This window comes from Rhodococcus sp. Eu-32, from assembly GCF_003336925.1.
Lineage (GTDB): Bacteria > Actinomycetota > Actinomycetes > Mycobacteriales > Mycobacteriaceae > Rhodococcoides > Rhodococcoides kyotonensis_B.
Genome location: NZ_QGNK01000016.1, coordinates 107705 through 125258, shown reverse-complemented (window position 1 = coordinate 125258; position 17554 = coordinate 107705). Strand labels below are relative to the sequence as shown.

The 17554-nt window shown below is 65.3% G+C and carries 17 protein-coding genes and 1 pseudogene; 8 read left to right on the top strand and 10 right to left on the bottom strand.

Annotated features, from left to right (window positions below; all coding sequences use genetic code 11):
* The 6 genes and pseudogenes from DK926_RS27090 to DK926_RS19280 all read left to right on the top strand — a co-directional run.
* Positions 1-161, top strand: a pseudogene (locus tag DK926_RS27090) (methylmalonate-semialdehyde dehydrogenase (CoA acylating)); the annotation flags it as partial.
* Between the two features lie 74 nt (positions 162-235).
* A complete protein-coding gene (locus DK926_RS19300) occupies positions 236-1393 on the top strand; it encodes an iron-containing alcohol dehydrogenase (protein WP_114331746.1) in 1158 nt (385 codons plus the stop codon).
* 258 nt (positions 1394-1651) lie between these two features.
* On the top strand, positions 1652-3121 hold the full coding sequence (locus tag DK926_RS19295) for a cytosine permease (RefSeq protein WP_114331745.1): 1470 nt from the start codon (positions 1652-1654) through the stop codon (positions 3119-3121).
* Positions 3122-3131: 10 nt separating this feature from the next.
* Entirely contained in the window at positions 3132-4874 is a 1743-nt protein-coding gene (locus DK926_RS19290) for a nitrilase-related carbon-nitrogen hydrolase (protein ID WP_114331744.1), read from the top strand.
* Positions 4875-4944: 70 nt separating this feature from the next.
* Positions 4945-5658: an aspartate/glutamate racemase family protein gene (locus DK926_RS19285; protein WP_114331762.1), complete on the top strand. Its 714-nt coding sequence runs from the start codon at positions 4945-4947 to the stop codon at positions 5656-5658.
* The gene (locus DK926_RS19280; RefSeq protein ID WP_114331761.1) at positions 5655-6566 is read left to right on the top strand and encodes an NAD(P)-binding protein; all 912 of its coding nucleotides are present in this window, start codon (positions 5655-5657) and stop codon (positions 6564-6566) included. The genes DK926_RS19285 and DK926_RS19280 overlap by 4 nt, the downstream gene beginning before the upstream one ends.
* Positions 6567-6569: 3 nt before the next feature.
* Here the strand turns inward: DK926_RS19280 and DK926_RS19275 are convergent, their stop codons facing one another.
* From DK926_RS19275 to DK926_RS19250, 6 genes are all read right to left on the bottom strand, one after another.
* Complete coding sequence (locus DK926_RS19275; protein WP_114331743.1) at positions 6570-7346, bottom strand: MHYT domain-containing protein; 777 nt, start codon at positions 7344-7346, stop codon at positions 6570-6572.
* A 12-nt stretch (positions 7347-7358) separates the two neighbouring features.
* Entirely contained in the window at positions 7359-7940 is a 582-nt protein-coding gene (locus DK926_RS19270) for an ATP/GTP-binding protein (protein ID WP_114331742.1), read from the bottom strand.
* Complete coding sequence (locus DK926_RS19265) at positions 7921-8253, bottom strand: DUF742 domain-containing protein (protein ID WP_243636905.1); 333 nt, start codon at positions 8251-8253, stop codon at positions 7921-7923. Before DK926_RS19265 ends, DK926_RS19270 begins: the two co-directional genes overlap by 20 nt.
* 99 nt (positions 8254-8352) lie before the next feature.
* Positions 8353-8766, bottom strand: a complete 414-nt coding sequence (locus DK926_RS19260; protein ID WP_068420515.1) for a roadblock/LC7 domain-containing protein — start codon at positions 8764-8766, stop codon at positions 8353-8355.
* Complete coding sequence (locus DK926_RS19255) at positions 8763-11330, bottom strand: ATP-binding protein (protein ID WP_243636903.1); 2568 nt, start codon at positions 11328-11330, stop codon at positions 8763-8765. Before DK926_RS19255 ends, DK926_RS19260 begins: the two co-directional genes overlap by 4 nt.
* Positions 11331-11568: 238 nt before the next feature.
* Complete coding sequence (locus tag DK926_RS19250; protein ID WP_114331739.1) at positions 11569-12441, bottom strand: LysR family transcriptional regulator ArgP; 873 nt, start codon at positions 12439-12441, stop codon at positions 11569-11571.
* 68 nt (positions 12442-12509) lie between these two features.
* Between DK926_RS19250 and DK926_RS19245 the strand changes: the two genes are divergently transcribed.
* Positions 12510-13133 (top strand): LysE/ArgO family amino acid transporter, encoded by a 624-nt coding sequence (locus DK926_RS19245; protein ID WP_114331738.1) that lies wholly within the window; start codon positions 12510-12512, stop codon positions 13131-13133.
* Positions 13134-13143: 10 nt separating this feature from the next.
* On the opposite strand, the gene DK926_RS19240 is transcribed toward DK926_RS19245, so the two are convergent.
* On the bottom strand, positions 13144-13848 hold the full coding sequence (locus tag DK926_RS19240) for a TetR/AcrR family transcriptional regulator (RefSeq protein ID WP_243636902.1): 705 nt from the start codon (positions 13846-13848) through the stop codon (positions 13144-13146).
* Positions 13849-13911: 63 nt separating this feature from the next.
* Between DK926_RS19240 and DK926_RS19235 the strand changes: the two genes are divergently transcribed.
* Positions 13912-14523: a TetR/AcrR family transcriptional regulator gene (locus tag DK926_RS19235; protein ID WP_114331737.1), complete on the top strand. Its 612-nt coding sequence runs from the start codon at positions 13912-13914 to the stop codon at positions 14521-14523.
* A gap of 4 nt (positions 14524-14527) precedes the next feature.
* Here DK926_RS19235 and DK926_RS19230 read toward each other — a convergent pair whose 3' ends face one another.
* From DK926_RS19230 to DK926_RS19220, 3 genes are read right to left on the bottom strand one after another with little or no spacing between them, the layout of a single operon-like run.
* Entirely contained in the window at positions 14528-15568 is a 1041-nt protein-coding gene (locus DK926_RS19230) for an acyl-CoA dehydrogenase family protein (protein WP_114331736.1), read from the bottom strand.
* 11 nt (positions 15569-15579) lie between these two features.
* Positions 15580-16791, bottom strand: a complete 1212-nt coding sequence (locus DK926_RS19225) for an acyl-CoA dehydrogenase family protein (RefSeq protein WP_114331735.1) — start codon at positions 16789-16791, stop codon at positions 15580-15582.
* Positions 16788-17552, bottom strand: a complete 765-nt coding sequence (locus DK926_RS19220) for an enoyl-CoA hydratase-related protein (protein WP_114331759.1) — start codon at positions 17550-17552, stop codon at positions 16788-16790. The genes DK926_RS19225 and DK926_RS19220 overlap by 4 nt, the downstream gene beginning before the upstream one ends.
* Between the last annotated feature and the right edge of the window lie 2 nt (positions 17553-17554).

Sequence of the window (17554 nt, the reverse complement as noted above, 5' to 3'; positions counted from 1 at the left end):
CCTACTACAGCTTCGGCGGCTGGAAGAACAGCCTCTTCGGCGACACCCACGCCCACGGCACCGAAGGCATCCACTTCTTCACCCGCGGCAAAGCCATCACCAGCCGCTGGCTCGACCCCAGCCACGGGGGCATCAACCTCGGATTCCCCGAAAACAGCTGACACCCCCACGTGCGCGCGAATGTATAGCCCGCTATACATTCGCGCGCACGAGGCGTAGCCCTAAGGAGTAGTGCATGGTTGCCAACATTTCGTTTCCGCGGTTTCTGAAACTCGGCTCGGGCGCAGTAGAGGAGTTGGGTTCGGTTCTGTCCGATCTCGACGTCGAGCGCCCCCTGCTCGTCACCGATGCGTTCATGGTGAGCAATGGATCTGCCGATCGGCTGCTGAAGATCATCGAGGCCGCGGGGAAGCAGGGCGCGGTGTTCTCCGAAACCGTTCCCGATCCGACGACGGATTCGCTGCAGGCCGGTCTCGACGCGGTGCAGGCGCATGGCGCCGACGTCATCATCGGTTTCGGCGGCGGTAGCCCGATGGACACCGCGAAAGCCCTTGCCGTGCTGACGAAGCAGGGCGGCGAGATGCGTGATTTCAAGGCGCCGCGCGTGTACACGGGCCCGGCGCTGCCCATCGTCGCGATTCCGACGACGGCCGGAAGTGGTTCGGAAGCAACGCAGTTCACGATCATCACCGACGTCTCGACCGACGAGAAGATGCTGTGCCCCGGCTTGTCGTTCCTGCCGATCGCGTCGATCGTCGACTCCGATCTGACGATGTCGATGCCTGCCCGATTGACGGCCGACACCGGCGTCGACGCGCTGACTCACGCCATCGAGGCGTACGTCAGCAAGAAGGCGAACCCGATTTCCGACGGTTTGGCCCTGTCGGCGATGAAGACGATCGGCCGGTATCTGTTGCGGGCGTACAGAGATGGTTCGGATCGTGAGGCACGCGAGAACATGATGCACGCGTCGACGCAGGCAGGCATGGCGTTCTCCAACGCGAGCGTGTGTCTCGTGCACGGCATGAGCCGTCCGATCGGTGCGCACTTCCATGTCGCACACGGCCTGTCGAACGCCATGCTGCTTCCTGCGGTCACCGCGTTCTCGATTCCAGGTGCGCGCGGACGCTACGCCGACTGCGCTCGCCAGCTGGGTGCGGCCGATCAACACGACAGCGACGATGTGGCGTCGTCGAAGTTGATCGAGTTCATCGACACGCTGTGCGCGGACGTGGAGGTTCCGTCCCCGAGCAAGTACGGCATCGACAAGGCGCGATGGGACGAACTGATCCCCTTGATGGCCGAGCAGGCCCTTGCGTCGGGCTCGCCGGGAAACAACCCGGTGGTTCCGACCGCCGACGAGATCGCCGAGCTGTATCGCACGATCTTCTGAGTTCACCAGCACTGTGGCCTCGTACCCGTCAAGGGTGCGGGCCACAGGTGTTTCGGCCCGAAATGTACGAATTCAAGACCGTCTCGAGAAATTTACATAGTTCCTAGAAAAATAGTGTCTGTAGGAAGTATTCTTCTGGGAGCGCAGCATCGTGTCGACCATCACCGCTGGCTGCGCCTCCCACCGACCACGGCGCCCCGCGCACCCGCGGACGGCCCATGAGCCACCGCGTCGATCGAGAAGAACTGGACACGCGTCATGAACATGAAGAAATATTTCGAGGGGCCGGCCACCAGCCTCGACGATCAGATCGAAAGTTATGCGACATCGCGCGTACCGGCGAGTCAGCGCTGGCCTAGGCCGGCAATTCTGCTGGTGTTGACGGGCAACGTCACCGCGATGTTCTGGTTCTCGCTCGGCGGCCAGATCGGCTTTCTCGTCGGTTGGCCGATGTTCCTCGTTCCGATCGCCTACATGGTCGTCGGTGCGACCCTGATCGGAAGCCTGATCATGCGGATCGCCAGCCAGGAGGGGCTTTCGCTCCCGCTTCTGACGCGCGGTCTCGGATTCGGAACGAAGGGCTCTGCGGTCGCCTCGCTCGTCTACGCGGTGAACTACGTCTTCTATTTCATCTTCGAAGGCAGCATCGTCTCACACGGCCTCAGCGAGTTCGCGGGCATCGACATCGACTCGTTCTGGGCGACGGTCGTGTTCGCTGTCGTCGCGCTCGTCGCGCTGTACTTCTCCTGGCGCGGAATGCATTCGATGAACGCCCTGCAGAAGTTCGGCATGCCGATCTTCCTCGTTCTGTTCGCGATCGGCATGTACATGCTCGCGAGCGGTTACGTTCTCGTGGGCCCCGGCGAATGGGAAGCGACGGGCGGCTTCTCGTCGACCGCGATGTGGCAGGCACTGAGCCTCGTCAACGGCCAGATCGTCTTCCAGGCACTCATCGCGACCGACTACGGCCGATTCGTCAAGAAGGAGGTCACCTACCGCGGCACTGCAGGTCTGATGCTGTCGGAGCTGCTGATGATCGTCGTCGTGATGATTCTCGGTGTCTTCCTCGGCTTCACGATGCTGCGTCACTTCGACGGCACCGCGACGCCCGAGCTGTCCGCCACCGACCCCGGCCTCTACTTCGCCGTCGTGATGGGTTTGCTCGGTGTCGTCTTCGCCATCGTCACCCAGGTTCGCATCAACGTCATGAACCTCTACTCCGGATCGCTCGCGCTCTCGAATGCATGGGATGTGTTGTCGCCCCGCAAGTTCGGACGTCAGTGGTGGATGGTGGCGCTTCTCGTCATCGGAATTGCCCTGTACCCCATCAACGTTCTGCAGTACACCGACAAGTTCCTCGCCGTCACCGGCATCATGACCAACACGTGGATCTTCATCCTGCTCGCCGACTACTTCGTCTGCCGCAAGTGGCTCGGGCTGGCACCGTCGTCGAACATCGAATTTCGCGACGGCTTCGTACGCACCTGGAATCCGTGCGGTATCACCGCGATGATGCTGGGCATCGTCATCGGCGCGCTGGGCGTCTTCGGCGTCTACCCGTCGTACTACGCGTCGTTCATCGCGATGTTCGTCGGACCCATCGTCTACATTCCGCTGACGATCGCCACCCGCGGCCGGTACTACACACCCGCCGCACTGCCGACGACCTCACACGAGGCGACCGCGCCGAACACCGATCTGCCCGACGCGACCCCGACGCACCGATAGGACCGACACGATGACTTCCGTAGCACCATACGAAGCGGCAGCGATTCAGTACGAGCCGACGCTGTTCGACAAGTCCGGCAACGTCGCGGACCTTCTCGCGCTGGTCGGCGAAGCCGCCCGGCACGGCGCGAAGCTGATCACCACTCCGGAGATGGCGACGACCGGATACTGCCTGTACGACTACGACGAGGCAGCCACCGTCGTCGAAACCGTCCCCGGCCCGACGACGGATGCGTTCGCTGCCGTAGCGAGCGAGCACGGCTGCTATGTCGTCGTCGGAATGCCCGAGGTCGACGCGGACACCGGCCTGTTCTACAACGCCGCCGTGCTCGTCGGTCCCGACGGCGTGGTGGGCAAGCATCGAAAGACGCACTCGTACATCGCCGAACCGAAGTGGGCGGCACCGGGCAATCTCGGCCACCAGGTGTTCGATACCCCCATAGGCCGGATCTCTCTGCTGATCTGCATGGACATGCACTTCGTGGAGACCGCGCGCGTCGTGGCTCTCGACGGCGCGGACGTGATCTGCCACATCAGCAACTGGCTCGCCGAACGCACGCCGGCTCCGTACTGGATCAGCCGCGCCTTCGAGAACAGGTGCTACGTCGTCGAGAGCAACCGCTGGGGCCTCGAGCGCACCGTGCAATTCAGCGGCGGGACGTGCATCATCGAGCCCGACGGCACCGTCGCGTCGTCGATCGACTCCGGAAACGGCATCGTGTACGCGCAGATCGACCCGGCGCGCGCCCGAGAGCAGAACCCGTGGGGCGATCGCAGGCCGAAGCTCTACCGCGAACTGCAGTCGAACACATTCCTCTGGAACCCGCTGGACTTCTTCTCCCTCTACGGACACCGCACGTTGCCCGACGGCGCTCGCACCGCGGTGACGGTCGTGCAGTCCACGCCCACCACCGATGTCGAAGCCAACGTCGCCGCCATCGAGAACATGATGTCGAAGGCGAACGGCGGTGAGCTGCTGGTCTTTCCGGAGCTGTCGATCACCGGTCCGTTGTCGACGGATCGTCCGGCGTCCGCGGTGGCGGAATCGCTCGACGGGCCCTCCCTCGCACGGATCGCCGACGCGGCCGCGAGAACCTCCACGACGGTCGTCGTCGGCCTCGCAGAGTTCGCCGACGCGACGTTCTACAACACCGCCGTCGTCGTCGGTCCGTCCGGAATCCTGGGCAGCTATCGCCAGACCCATGTCGCGCCGGCCGACATGGAGTTCTTCGACGCAGGCGACAGCTGGGCCGTGCTCGACCTGCCTGCCGGACGCGTCGGAATCCTGCTGGGCAACGACGTTCACTTCCCCGAGGCCGGACGTGTTCTCGCCCTTCGGGGATGCGACATCGTCGTCTGTCCCGCGGCGATGTCCGCACCGGTCGGCGGTCACGTCGGTACCACCATTCCGCACCAGGGCGCAATCCTGACCGATGCGGATCCTCTGCACTGGCACCACATGCGGGTGCGGGCGGGTGAGAACAACGTGTGGTTCGCCTTCGCGAACGCATTCGATCCGGACCGCGGATTCGACGGGCACAGCGGCGTTTTCGGTCCGGACACTTTCGCGTTTCCGCGTGGCGAGAGCGTCGTGACGACCGAAAGGGGCACGGCAACGGCCGTCGTCGACACCACCAATCTCGACAGCGTGTATCCGACGAACGTCGTCCGACGCAAGGATCTGGTGTCGATGCGGCTGCCCCACCACTACCCCACCCTGAGTGCCGCGTCGAAGGTCGCTGTCGACGCGTGATCGCACGGGGTCGACGGCGAAGACAAAAGTCGTTCGCCGGACGGTTCGACTTTCGACTACCGTCGACCCCATGCGTTCAGGACCTCGTGTCATAGGTTTGCTCGGCGGAATGAGCTGGGAAAGCAGTGCCCTGTACTACCGCCTGATCAACGAAGGCGTCCGGGACCGCCTCGGCGGAATCCATTCGGCACGCTGCATTCTGGACTCGCTCGATTTCGCGGAGGTCGAGGCGCTGCAGGTTGCAGGCGACTGGGATTCCGCGGCAACCCTCCTCGCGGAGGAGGCCGTCAATCTGCAGCACGCCGGAGCCGAGATCGTCGTGCTGTGCACCAACACCATGCACAAGGTGGCCGACGCCATCGAGGCCGCGGTGTCGATTCCCGTCCTCCATATCGCCGACGCGACCGCGGCCGCCGTCAAGCACACCGAGGTCACCAGGGTCGGCCTTCTGGGCACCGCGTTCACGATGGAGCAGTCGTTCTACCGTGAGCGTCTCGAGAACAGTGGCCTCGGTGTCGTCGTGCCGTCGTCCGACGATCGCGCCGACGTCCACCGCATCATCTACGAGGAGCTGTGCCGCGGGATCATCACGGACTCGTCCAGGGAGGTGTACCGACGGATCATCTCGTCGCTCGTCGCGGAGGGTGCCCAGGGAATCATCCTCGGCTGCACGGAAATCGAGCTGCTCGTCTCTTCCGAGGATTCCCCGGTTCCGGTGTTCCCGACGACGGCGATCCACGCCGACGCGGCCGTGGAATGGTCGATCGGGCGGTCACGCCGATGACGCGCTTCGACGCACCCGTCACGATCGTCGGCGCGGGCATTGCCGGGGCGGCCTGTGCCACCGTCCTCCGCGACGCCGGGGTTCCGTTTCGGCTCGTCGAACGCGGCCGCGCAGTGGGTGGCCGGATGGCATCACCCGAACTGCACGGCCGACGCGTCGACATCGGTGCCGGATACATCACGGTGCGTGATCCCGAATTCGCCGCACTCGTGTCGCGTTGGGAGTCCGCAGGCCTCGCTCGGCCGTGGACCGACACGTTCGGTGTTCTGGCCCCCGACTCGGACCCCGAGACCAGCACCGGTCCGACGCGATGGCGTACCCCGGGAGGGCTCCGTTCGCTCGTCCGTTCCATGCTGGCCGACGTGCCTGTCGAGAGCGTCACGGTCGAGGGGCTCCCGGACGGCGACGTCGTTCTCGCGATGCCCGATCCGCAGGCTGCCCGTCTCACGACGGTTCCCGAACCCGTCGACTACCAGCCGGTTCTGACGGTCGTCGTCGGCTTCGACGAACTGCGACTTCCCTTTCGGGACGCGGCGTTCGTCAACGACCACCCGATCGTGGAGTTTCTTGCCGACGACGGCGCGCGACGCGGTGACGGTGCTCCGGTACTCGTCGCACACACGACGGCCGAGTTCGCGCGTGCACATCTCGGCGACCCCGACACGGCAGCAGACCCCGTCGTCACCGCACTCGTCGAACTACTCGACACCGACCGGCCGACATGGACGCACGTACACCGCTGGAGCTTCGGTAAGCCCGAGTCGAGTCACGACGCATCCTTCGCGCTGATCGAATCCGATGGTCGCCGAACGGGATTCGCCGGCGACCAGTGGTGCCCGAACGGCGCGCCGCGCGTGGAGAGCGCTTGGCGTTCGGGTACCGATCTGGGCCGCGCCTTGCTGACGTAGCTGCTACGCAACGGGAAGCTGAGTTTCCTCGGCTTCGGCGGCGTCGAGGTCGTCGTCCGACAGGGTGAGCAGTGCCGCGATCGGGGCGGCGAGGGCCAGCAGGCCGACGACGAACACCGGGAACAGGAACCCGAACACCTCGAGGCCCTGCGGGATCGGCAGGGCCGGGTCGACGGATACGCGCACGGCGGCCATGCCCGTGTAATGCATACCCACCACGGCGACGCCCATGGCGATTCCGGCCGCGAGCAGCAGCAGCGGCCTCTGCAGGACGAGCGTGAACCACAACGACAGCGTGCCGGCGACGACGGCGATGACCACCGAGATCGCTACCAGCGTCGTGTCGTACGACACCGATCCTTGGATGCGAATCGCGTTCATGCCGGTGTAGTGCATGACGTTCACGGCGACACCCATGATGACGCCACCGATGAGCAGCGTCCAGATGTTGACGCGACGTCCGATGATGATGAGACCGACCATCGTCGCAGCGATGGCAAGCAGTGCCGAGACCACGGTCCAGAACAGGTCGTACCGAATGACGCTGCCGGACACCGAGAACCCGAGCATTGCGATGAAGTGCATCAACCAGATGCCGATGCCGCCGATCGACACGGCCGCCATGGCGAGCCATCCGAGGCGGCTACGCTCGGTCGACGCCACCGCCGATCGACGCGTACACGCCAGTCCGACAACACATCCCACTACGGACACGATGTAGGCCAGGAACAGCAGCCACAGGCCCATCGAGAAGTGGTTCATCTCGTGCGCGTGATGCATTACGGTGTCTCCTTACGAGGCGGAGTGCACTCGATCGAGCGCGTACTCGGTGACGGTGATCAGGGCGCGGCGGACCGATTCGGTGACTCGGGCGTCGACGGTGATGATGGGCACGTGCGGCGAGACGGCGAGCGCCTCGCGAATGTCGTCGACGGGATACGTCGGCGCACTGTCGAATTCGTTGACGGCGACGACGAAGGGCAACCCCTTCGCTTCGAAGTAATCGATAGCGGCGAAACAGTCGTCGAGCCGCCGGGTGTCGATGAGGACGATTGCGCCGATTGCACCACGCACCAGGTCGTCCCACATGAACCAGAAACGTCGCTGCCCCGGTGTACCGAACAGGTACAACACCAGGTCGTCCGCCAGCGTGATGCGGCCGAAGTCCATGGCCACCGTCGTCGTGGATTTCGTTGCGGTGTCGTCGAGTTCGTCGATGCCCTCGGAGGCGTCGGTGATCAACGCTTCGGTACGCAGCGGAACGATTTCCGAGATCGCACCGACGAGCGTCGTCTTGCCCGCTCCGAAGCCGCCTGCAACGACGATTTTCGTCGAAGCCGCCCGGCCTCCGACGTCAGAGTGCGCGTAGTCCACGGAGGGTCCTTCCGATCAGTTCGCGGCGTTGGTCCGCGGTTGCGTCGTCTCCGAGCGTCATCGATACGCGGAGTGTCCCCGTGCCGACCAGGTCTCCGACGAGTACTCGCGCGACACCGAGTGGAATGTCGAGCCGCGCCGAGATCTCTGCCACCGAAGGACCGTCGATGCACAGCTGGACTATTCGAGAGCGAATGTCGCTGGCGGGCCACGGGTTCGGCGCCGTGTGGGACACGACGTGCACGGGGGCTTCCAGCGGCAGGTAGACCTCGGACGTGGTGCGTCCAGCGGTCAGCGTGTACGGGCGAACCAGGCTCGGAGCAGGCTCGGGCGGGGTCGCCTCTACGTCTGCAACGAATTCCGATGCAGCCGTCGCCGATTCGAGGTCGTTATCGGTCGTGTCCACGATTCATCACCGATCTCGCATCCGAGCGGACGGCTCGATCATGCTGCCGACACGGTCGACGAGCACTGCCATCTCGTATCCGACCTGGCCTATATCGCACGTCGACGCAGTGAGCGACGCGAGGTGCGAACCGTCGCCGACACTCATGAGCAGAAGGTAGCCGTTCTCCATCTCGACGATGGACTGCAAGACCGGGCCTCCGTCGAACAACCTGGCCGCGCCCGACGACAGACTCGCCAAACCCGAAGTGACCGCGGCCAATTGCTCGGCACGCTCTCGGGGCAGCTGTTCGCTGGCGGCCATGAGCAGACCGTCGGCCGATACCAACACCGCGTGCGCGACCCCCACGATATCCCGCGCGAAGTTCGAGACCAGCCAGTCGAGTGACCGGTCGGGCGTCGATGCGATGGGATGGTTCATTCGTCCTCTTCCGTTCTGTGTCGACCTGTGACGTCCTCGGCGCGGCCGGTGCGAACGCCCGTGAAATGGCTGGTCAGCTTGTCGCGGACGGCCTCCGGTGATCGCGTCGGAATCCGGTCCTGCGGGCCGTGACCGTTCGAGCCGCCCTCGGGTGTTCGCCGATCGACCGCGCCGGGTACGAGTCGTGCTCCCGGTCGCCGCGCAGGCAGCCCGGCGTCCGTCCGCTGCCCGACGGCACTGTCGGTGGCGTGGCGTGCCGCTGCCCATCCCGAATCGGCAGGCGTCGTCCACGACCGCGAACGCCCATGCCCGGTCGCAGGATCCACCAGCCACTCGGAGACCATTCGCTGGTAGATCGGCATCTGCTGAGGCCGCGGCGACAAGGGATCCGGTGGTGGCGGAATCGGTGTGTCCGAATCGATGTCGGCTCTGGCCGCGTGCACGGCCGGGCGGGCCCCGAAGAACGCGGCCGTATTAGACGGGCCTTGCGCGCGACGATCGGGTGCGTCGCCCATATCCGACGACGCAGGCGACGTCTCCGCGTCGACTCCGCTGGCTCCTGGTCGACGCCTCGGCAGCTTCCCCGGCTGTAGTTCGTGTGCCACCCCATTGACACGACCGGGCACGGTCGAAGCGGGCGCAGTGCTTTCGAGGACCGATTCGTTCTGAGACTCCGGCAGGTCGTGCTTCTCGGGCGTCGCCGCAACAGGCACCGACATCACCGACGACGTTCGCGGCGTGGGTCGTGCATGACGCTCGGAAGTCGGGAAGGACGTCACGACCAGCCCGACGGGAATGTGCATGCTGACGGTCACGCCGGACGAACCGCCCTGCACCTGGGTGGGCCGCAACCGCACGGTGACGCCGTGCCGGTGGGCCAGCCGACCCACCACGAAAAGACCCATGCGACGGGCAGTTTCGGGTGTCACCTCGCCGCCGACCGCCAACCGGTTGTTGGTCTCCTCCAGATCTGCGGGTGGCATGCCGAGGCCACGATCGGCGACTTCGAGGAGGATTCCGCCTTCGATGGCGCGCGCACCGGTCACGGCGACTGCACTGTCCGGAGGTGAGTACCGCAGGGCGTTGTCGATCACTTCCGCGACGAGGTGGACGATGTCCGCTGCCGACGCGGCCGTGAGCGCGGCGTCGGGCACGTCGAGCATCTGCACGCGGCGGTAGTCCTCGACCTCGGACACTGCGGCGCTCAGCACCGCGTCCAGCGCTACCGGCTGGTCGCTGTGAGGCCGACGGGACTGAGTCCCGGCGAGAACCATCAGGTTGGCGCCGTTACGACGCATCCTCGTCGCGAGGTGATCGAGACGGAACAGGCTGTCCAGTCGACGCGGATCGTCTTCGTCGCGTTCGAGTTCTTCGATGAGCGCCAACTGCTGGTCCACGAGCGATCTGGACCGGCGGGAGAGCGTCTCGAACATGTTTCCGACCTGAACCCTCAGCCGCGCCTGCTCGCCTGCCAGCTGGAGGGCCTCTTCGTGAATCGCGTCGACCGCCCGAGCGAGTTGCCCGATCTCCTCACCGGTGTGCACCGGAACGGGCGTGATGTCGGGCGTTCGGCCGCCGCCGCGAATCTGCTCGATCTCCTCCGGCAGCTCGCGGTGGGCGACGGACAGCGCACCGAGGCGCAGTCGCCGGAGGGGAGCCACGAGCGACCGCGCGACGAGCAACGCCAGAACCAACGCGATCAACACCGCGCCGAGAACGACCGCGGCGTCGCGCAGTGCGACCGAGCGCCTGTCGAGTGCCGCTGCGGACAACGACGATCCGAGAGTGTCGGAGAAATCGCCCAGTGCCGCCGTGTACAGCTCGGCGGAGCGGGCGGCCGACAGGAACGGATTGGTCGGCGCCCCGGCTGCAGCGGACCCGTACATCCGAATTCGGCTGTCGAGTTCGGCACGGAGTCCGGCGACGGTCGTCGCGTCCTCGCCGAGAACCGCTGCGAGCGCGTCGATGTCGGCGGACTCGCGTCCCGCTGTCCGGTTGGCCGACGCCAGTACGTCGGGATCGAGGATCGACACCAGCAACTGCTGTGTCTGCGCGGCTCGGCGCCCGGCCATGGCAACGGTGACGCCGTCGATCGCCGAACGCACCTCGGCGTTCTCGACGTCGAGCGCGGCGGAGACGACACCTGCCAGACCCGTCGTGACCGCGGTGGCGGCATCCGCCCGTTCGATCGGCGGCACGAATTCGCCCACGAGCCGTTCCCGCATGGCGACGGCGGCCTCGATGGATCGGTCGAGACGTTCCTGCACGTCCGAACCGGAGCCGACCGTCGATTGCACGACCGACCTGACGGTGTCGACGGCACTGTCGAATCCGGCCGGGTCCAGCGCCCTACCTGCGACTGCGTCGGCACCGACCACGGCGTCGAGACGCAGGATCGGTTCGACGATCCGTGCGTTGTCGGCGGCCGCGGACAGGTCGGCTGCGGCCGCCAGTTCGGACTGCACGCGCACTGCACCGAAGCCCATGGCCAGCACCAACGGGAGTGCGACGACGGCTGCAACCTTGGCTCGGAGCGGCCACGCAGCAAGCGTTCGGCGTCGCACGGCCGCATCCCGGGAGGGGGGTTCCGTTACTGTTTCGACCACTGATCCGGACTCGCTTCGACTCGGAATGGGGACGACGGGCCTGAATTCGGACACCGCACTACTTCGACGGTCACGGGCATGTGAGCTACAACAAACCGCGTGGACTTCTTCTGTCATCGAGAACTTATACCAAAGACTTGTTTTGCGAAAGATATACGACCTCATGAATGTTTGGATCGCTCAGAACATGTCGTCATCAGGTTAAAGAAGCCGATGCGGCTGCTCGAATCGCCGAGGTCAACGCGTCGAGGGCCTCGGTGCGCACACTCCATCGCTGCCAGTGAAGGGTGACGTCGATGCCGGTGCCAGGGGCCATGTCGACCACCTCCCCCGTTCGTTCGAGTCGGCCGCTCTGCTGCTCGGGCAGTAGCGCCCATCCGATGCCCAGCCGGACGGCTTCGACGAAGTCAGCCGATGCCGGAACATGGTGTCTCCTGTTGTCGATGCGCGTGTGCCCGTAGCGCTTCAGGTAACGATCCTGCAGGTCGTCGGATCTGTCGAAGACGATCATCGGAGCGCGGGCGATCCCGGCCGACGTCGATACGTCGAACCACCTGTCCCGGAAAGCGGGCGAGCACATCGGGCGATACCGCATGATGCCGAGCGGCGAGACCGAACATCCCTGCACCGGTTCGCCGGACGTCGTGACTGCGGCCATGACAACGCCCTGCCGCAACGATTCCGCCGAGTGGTCCTGGTCCTCGCGGCGCACGTCGAAGTCCATGCGGTCCGACAGTGTGGCGAGCGCGGGCAGCACCCAGGTATTGAGGGAGTCGCCGTTGACGGCGATCGGAACGGTCGGGACCGCAGCGGCTGCGCCGAGCTCGTGCATGTCGGCGACGAGAGATCGAATCTGGCGCGCCAATCGCAGGTACGGCTGACCCGCTTCGGTGATACGAATCGGTTTGGAGCGCTGCACCAGGACGACTCCCGCCGCGGTCTCGAACGCCTTGACGCGCTGGCTGATGGCCGACGGCGTCACGTGCAGGCGTCGCGCGGCCGCGTCGAACGATCCCTCGTCCACGGCGGCAGCAAGGGCGTCCAGCTGCGGCAAATCGAAGGGCGACATAAGCAATGCTAACGCTGCACCAAAAACATTCGCTGTACTGTTTCTCTAAGCAGTTCTACCGTCGACGCATGTCGTTTTCCGCCGCGCCCGTGTTCGCCGGTTTCGCTTTCGGGCTGTCGCTCATCGTGGCGATCGGAGCGCAGAATGCGTTCGTTCTCCGTCAGGGAATCGCTCGGGCACACGTTCTGCCGGTCGTGGCGGTGTGCGCGTTGTCCGACCTGGTGCTCATCGCCGCAGGCGTCGCGGGCGCAGGTGCTCTGCTGGACGCCGCCCCGGGCTTGGTGACCGTCGCCTACTGGGGCGGCGCCGCGTTCCTGCTCGCGTACGCGCTGCTGTCCGTCCGCCGTGCGATACGCCCGGCGGCGCTCGTCGCGGATGCCGAAGGGCACGCGCCGCACATCTGGGCTGCAGTCGTCACCGCACTGGCGTTGACCTGGCTCAACCCGCACGTCTACCTGGACACATTCGTGCTGCTCGGTTCCATCGCATCGAGTTACGACACGGCTCGCCTGTGGTTCGGGGCCGGCGCGGCCGCTGCCAGCATCGTGTGGTTCGTCGGACTCGGGTACGGCGCTCGGATCCTGCGTCCCGTGTTCGCCAAGCCGGGTGCGTGGCGAGTGCTCGACGGCTCGATCGCCGCCGTGATGACCGCACTCGCCGTCTCCCTCGCGACACAGGCACTCGCCGGGTGAACGACCGACGTCAGTCGGTGACGACGATGCGTTCCCCGACGTCGACGACCGCGCGGCTCAACGTCTTCGACGCGTGGCGCGACAACGGACCCTCGTCCATTCGCAGCGCGTGAATGGTCATCAGGAGTTCGATCAGCGTGCGTATCGCCAGCGTGTGGGAGGCGTGTGCGACCGCGGCTCCCCGTTTCGTCGGCGGGACCGCCGCGGGTAACAGGTAGTCGAAGGCTCGCTGCACGTGTACGCCCTCGAAGTCGCGTCGCAGCGTCGCCGTCTCGGCCGTCGCACCGGGTAGGTGGTAGTGCATGAGCCGAGATTCGTCGGGATGCGCTTCGACCCAGTGCCACACCGCGAGGGTGACTGCCTCCAACGAGGGAACTTCCTCGGGGTCTTCTTCGGACCGGACCTGGTCGACGACCTCGTTGACCATGTCCATCACCCGTCGCATGGCGAGCTCGAACAGTTCGTCCTTACCGGTGAAGTGGTAGTAGACGGCGGACGGCACGACGTCGGCTTCGGCAGCGACATCCTGGATGCTCGCCTCGGGAAAGCTCTTCGCCGCGAAGACCCGGATCGCCGCGTCGACGATGTCCTGCCGACGTGACGGCCGATGAGCCGTCGGCTTGCCGTCCACCGATCCGTTGCCTGCCCCGTTGCCCGATTCTTCCGTCACGCTCTCCGATTTCGACTTCTTGATCTTCTGCGCGCTGACAGTCACAGCTTCCCCACCCTTCGGTCGCCGAGCCTCTAGTCTTGCATGACCGAAATTCGAGGAGGGCGAATGTCGACAACACAGAGAAGACCAGCACACCGACCGTCGCGGCGCGGCGTCATCGTCGAGACCGCATTCGATCTGTTCGCGACCGGAGCTGTCACCGACGTGACGGTCGCCGACATCGCGAGCGCAGCAGGAATGACGTCGGCCGCTATCTACTACCACTACCCGTCTCGCGAGGAGATTCTCCTGGAGGGACTGCGTGAGTTCTCGGCGGCGTACATCGGCGAAGTCGGTCGCATCACCGCCGAGGAGAGCATTCCCCACGGTTCACTGGACACCCTGGTCCCGTCGCTGGGGCGCTGGTTGGAGGACAACCGAACCCAGGCAGTCGTGTACTTCGTGACTGCGCGCGGGTCGAGCCTGCTCGTCGAGGCGCTTCGTCGTGAGAACACCGTCGCACTGATTCCGATTCTGTCGAGCGCTGCCCGCAAGATCCGCGGCAAGCTGTCGGCCGCCGAAGCCGGGGTGATCGCGGTCGCGCTGATCGCGCAGATCGAGGTGTTCGCGTCGTCGATGTTGTCGAAGGACTCGGTGTTCGAGACCCTCGGCCGGAAGAGATTCGTCGACACCGCCGCTCGGCTGTCCGAGCGGATCGCGGGCTCGACTGCGGGCTAGGTTTCTACAAGCCGGAGGCCACCACCTCGAGATGTGACTCGACGGTCCCGAACAGCAGTTCGTTCGTCTTTGCGCGCCGGAAATAGGTCTGCAGCGGATGCTCCCAGGTGAAACCGATCCCGCCGTGGATCTGAATCGACTCCTCGGCCGCGAACACCGACGCCGTCGTTGCCAGGACCCGCGCCGTCGACACGGCGGTGACGAACGCTGCGGTGTCTCGATCCGTGGCGGCGTCGGCAGCGTCCAGGACTGCGGCTTCCGCCAGTTCGATCGCGATCGACATGTCGGACAAACGATGTTTGATCGCCTGGAACGACCCGATCGGACGGCCGAACTGCTGACGCGTCTTCGCGTAGTCGACGGACATCTCGAGGCACGCCCGCGCCGCTCCCACCTGTTCCGACGCGACAGCCGCCAGCGCGAGCGCCTGCGCTCGCTCGAGCCCGGACGTCAGATCGCTCCCGCCGACCCGCGACGCCTCCACGTCCGCGAACTCCACGCGCGTCAGCGCGCGTGTGAAGTCCAACGCCTCCAAGGGCGTTCGCGTCACTCCCGGTGCAGTCCCGTCGACCACGGCCAGCTCGGGACCAGCCTGTCCGTTCGCGACGACGACCAGAAGGTCCGCCTCCGCGCCGTCGACGACGAAGTCCTGACGTCCGTTCAGTGTCAACTGTCGCCCGTTCGCGTGCGCGTCGATGTTCGACACCGCGAACGGATAGCCGGTGACGAGCGCTGCGGTGGTCGATCCCGCCGCGATCGCCGGGACATACTCCGCACAGGCATCGTCGGTAGCGCATTCGAGCAACGTCGACCCGGCGAGCACGATCGACGACAGGTACGGCGCCACCGTCATGGCCCGGCCGAGTTCGGCGGTCACGACGGACAGATCCTTGGCGCCGTATCCCGCACCACCCATGCTCTCCGGGAACGGAATCTCGGTCATGCCGAGATCCACCAGCGAAGCCCATGCGTCTCCCGGGCGCGCGAGCACCCCGCGCAGGCTGTCGCGAATTTCGTTCTGTTCGACGGTCATGTCGAGTGTCATGATGCGAGCCCCTACCGTGGTTCCCTGGGCAGTCCGAGCCCACGTTCGCCGATGATGTTGCGTTGAATTTCGTCGCTTCCTCCGGCGATGCGATAGCCGGGTGCACCGAGAAGATGCTCGGTCCACGCGAACGTGTCCGCTTCCCCGTTGTCCGCGAGGACTTTCGGTCCGAGGAAGCTCGCGGCCGCGTCGCCGATGCGTTTGAGATTCTGTGTCCAGACCAGCTTGCCGATCGATCCCTCGACACCGGGGACATGACCCGCCAGTTCACGTTCGGCGTAGCGCGCGACCATCAGCGCCGACGCGCGTTCGTACACCGCGACATTCGCCAACTTCTGCCGAACCAGCGGGTCGCCGTCGATGCCAAGACGTCGCGCCAAGCGGAGCAGATCGGTTCCACTCCCACCGGCACTGACGATTCCCGCACTGGAATTTCGTTCGAAGCCGAGCGTCGTCAGCGCAACGTTCCATCCCTGGCCGACGTCGCCCAGCCTCATGGAATCGGGCAGCTCGACACCGGTGAAGAACACCTCGTTGAACGTCGAGCCACCGGACATCTGCCGGATGGGTCGTATCTCGACTCCCGGCGCGTCCATCGGAACCAGGAATGCCGTCATACCACGGTGTTTCGCGACCGACGTGTCGCTGCGGGCGATCAACAGCCCCCACTCCGAGAACTGCGCCCCGGAACTCCACACCTTCTGGCCGTCGATGATCCAGCTGTCACCGGTGCGCACAGCCTTCGTCGACAGACCGGCGAGATCCGACCCGGCTCCCGGTTCGGAGAACAACTGACAACACAGCTCGTCGGCACGGAGGAACGGCGTCACGAACCGTCGACGCTGATCCTCGGTACCGAGGAGGTGAACGGTGGGAGCCACCAGTTCGACTGTCACCAGGACGGTTTCGTGTCGCTCCGGCGCACGGAACTCACGCTCGCGGGACACGTAGATGCGTTCGTGGCTCGCCGAGAGACCAGGACCGCCCCATTCGGGAGACCACGTGATCGCGCCGAACCCGGCGTCGACGCGCGTCGACTGCCACGTCTTGGCCGCCTCGATGAGAGCGCGTTCCTCGGATTCGCTGTGATTGTGAAAGATTGCGTAGGAGGGCTTCTCGGCGGTTTCGCTCGTTCTACGTTCGAGATGTTCGGAGAGCCACGCCGTGCACGTGGCGTCGAACTCGCCCAGTCCGACTTCGGTGTTCTCGATCGTCGACGTCATGTCCGCACCTTTCCTGCCATCTGCGCCATTCTCGTTTCGACCGCAGTCTTCGAATCGGGGTGCTCCGAAAGACGAACGGTGAACGTCTGTTCCAGTTCGTATCCGCGCTTGAGATCGAGGGACTCGCAGCCGTTCAACGATTGCTTGGCCAGCGTGATCGCGTAGCGGCTCTTCGCGGCGATGGTTCGAGCACGCTGCATCGCGAGCTCGAAATACTCGTCGTGCGACGCGACCTCGATCGGAGCGCCCCATCGTTGCAGCGTCTCGGCATCGACGGACTCGGCAGTGAAGAACATGCGACGCATCGCTTGCTGCGGAAGCATTCTCGCCGCGAATCGGCCACCGCCCAGCACGCCGACATTCATCTCCGGGAGTCCGAATGTCGCCTTTTCGGATGCGACGACGAGGTCGCACACTGCCGTCAGTCCGAACCCGCTACCCAAGGCCGGTCCGTTGATCGCGCCGACGACGGGGATCGCGCAGTCGATCATGTTGAAGAGCGCACGCCGCACCCGGCGCATCTGCACTTCACCGCTCGTCGCGTCCATCACACGGAACTCGTTCAGATCGTTTCCCGCACAGAAGATTCGGCCGCGCCCGGTCAAGACGGCTACCTTCACATCGGCGTCGTCCGACAGCGTGTCGAACACGTCTGCGATGGCGTCGTACATCGCCGAGTCGAGAGCGTTGACCTTTCCGTGCGCGAGTTCGACGACCGCGATACCCGGTTCGGGAACGGTGACGACTACACTTTCTGCCACTT

Coding starts and splice junctions, on each gene's coding strand:
- DK926_RS19300 (WP_114331746.1), top strand. CDS start 236: ATGGTTGCCAACATTTCGTTTCCGCGGTTTCTGAAACTCGGCTCGGGC.
- DK926_RS19235 (WP_114331737.1), top strand. CDS start 13,912: ATGTCGACAACACAGAGAAGACCAGCACACCGACCGTCGCGGCGCGGC.
- DK926_RS19295 (WP_114331745.1), top strand. CDS start 1,652: ATGAACATGAAGAAATATTTCGAGGGGCCGGCCACCAGCCTCGACGAT.
- DK926_RS19230 (WP_114331736.1), bottom strand. CDS start 15,568: ATGACACTCGACATGACCGTCGAACAGAACGAAATTCGCGACAGCCTG.
- DK926_RS19275 (WP_114331743.1), bottom strand. CDS start 7,346: ATGCATCACGCGCACGAGATGAACCACTTCTCGATGGGCCTGTGGCTG.
- DK926_RS19225 (WP_114331735.1), bottom strand. CDS start 16,791: ATGACGTCGACGATCGAGAACACCGAAGTCGGACTGGGCGAGTTCGAC.
- DK926_RS19280 (WP_114331761.1), top strand. CDS start 5,655: ATGACGCGCTTCGACGCACCCGTCACGATCGTCGGCGCGGGCATTGCC.
- DK926_RS19290 (WP_114331744.1), top strand. CDS start 3,132: ATGACTTCCGTAGCACCATACGAAGCGGCAGCGATTCAGTACGAGCCG.
- DK926_RS19250 (WP_114331739.1), bottom strand. CDS start 12,441: ATGTCGCCCTTCGATTTGCCGCAGCTGGACGCCCTTGCTGCCGCCGTG.
- DK926_RS19260 (WP_068420515.1), bottom strand. CDS start 8,766: ATGAACCATCCCATCGCATCGACGCCCGACCGGTCACTCGACTGGCTG.
- DK926_RS19245 (WP_114331738.1), top strand. CDS start 12,510: ATGTCGTTTTCCGCCGCGCCCGTGTTCGCCGGTTTCGCTTTCGGGCTG.
- DK926_RS19285 (WP_114331762.1), top strand. CDS start 4,945: ATGCGTTCAGGACCTCGTGTCATAGGTTTGCTCGGCGGAATGAGCTGG.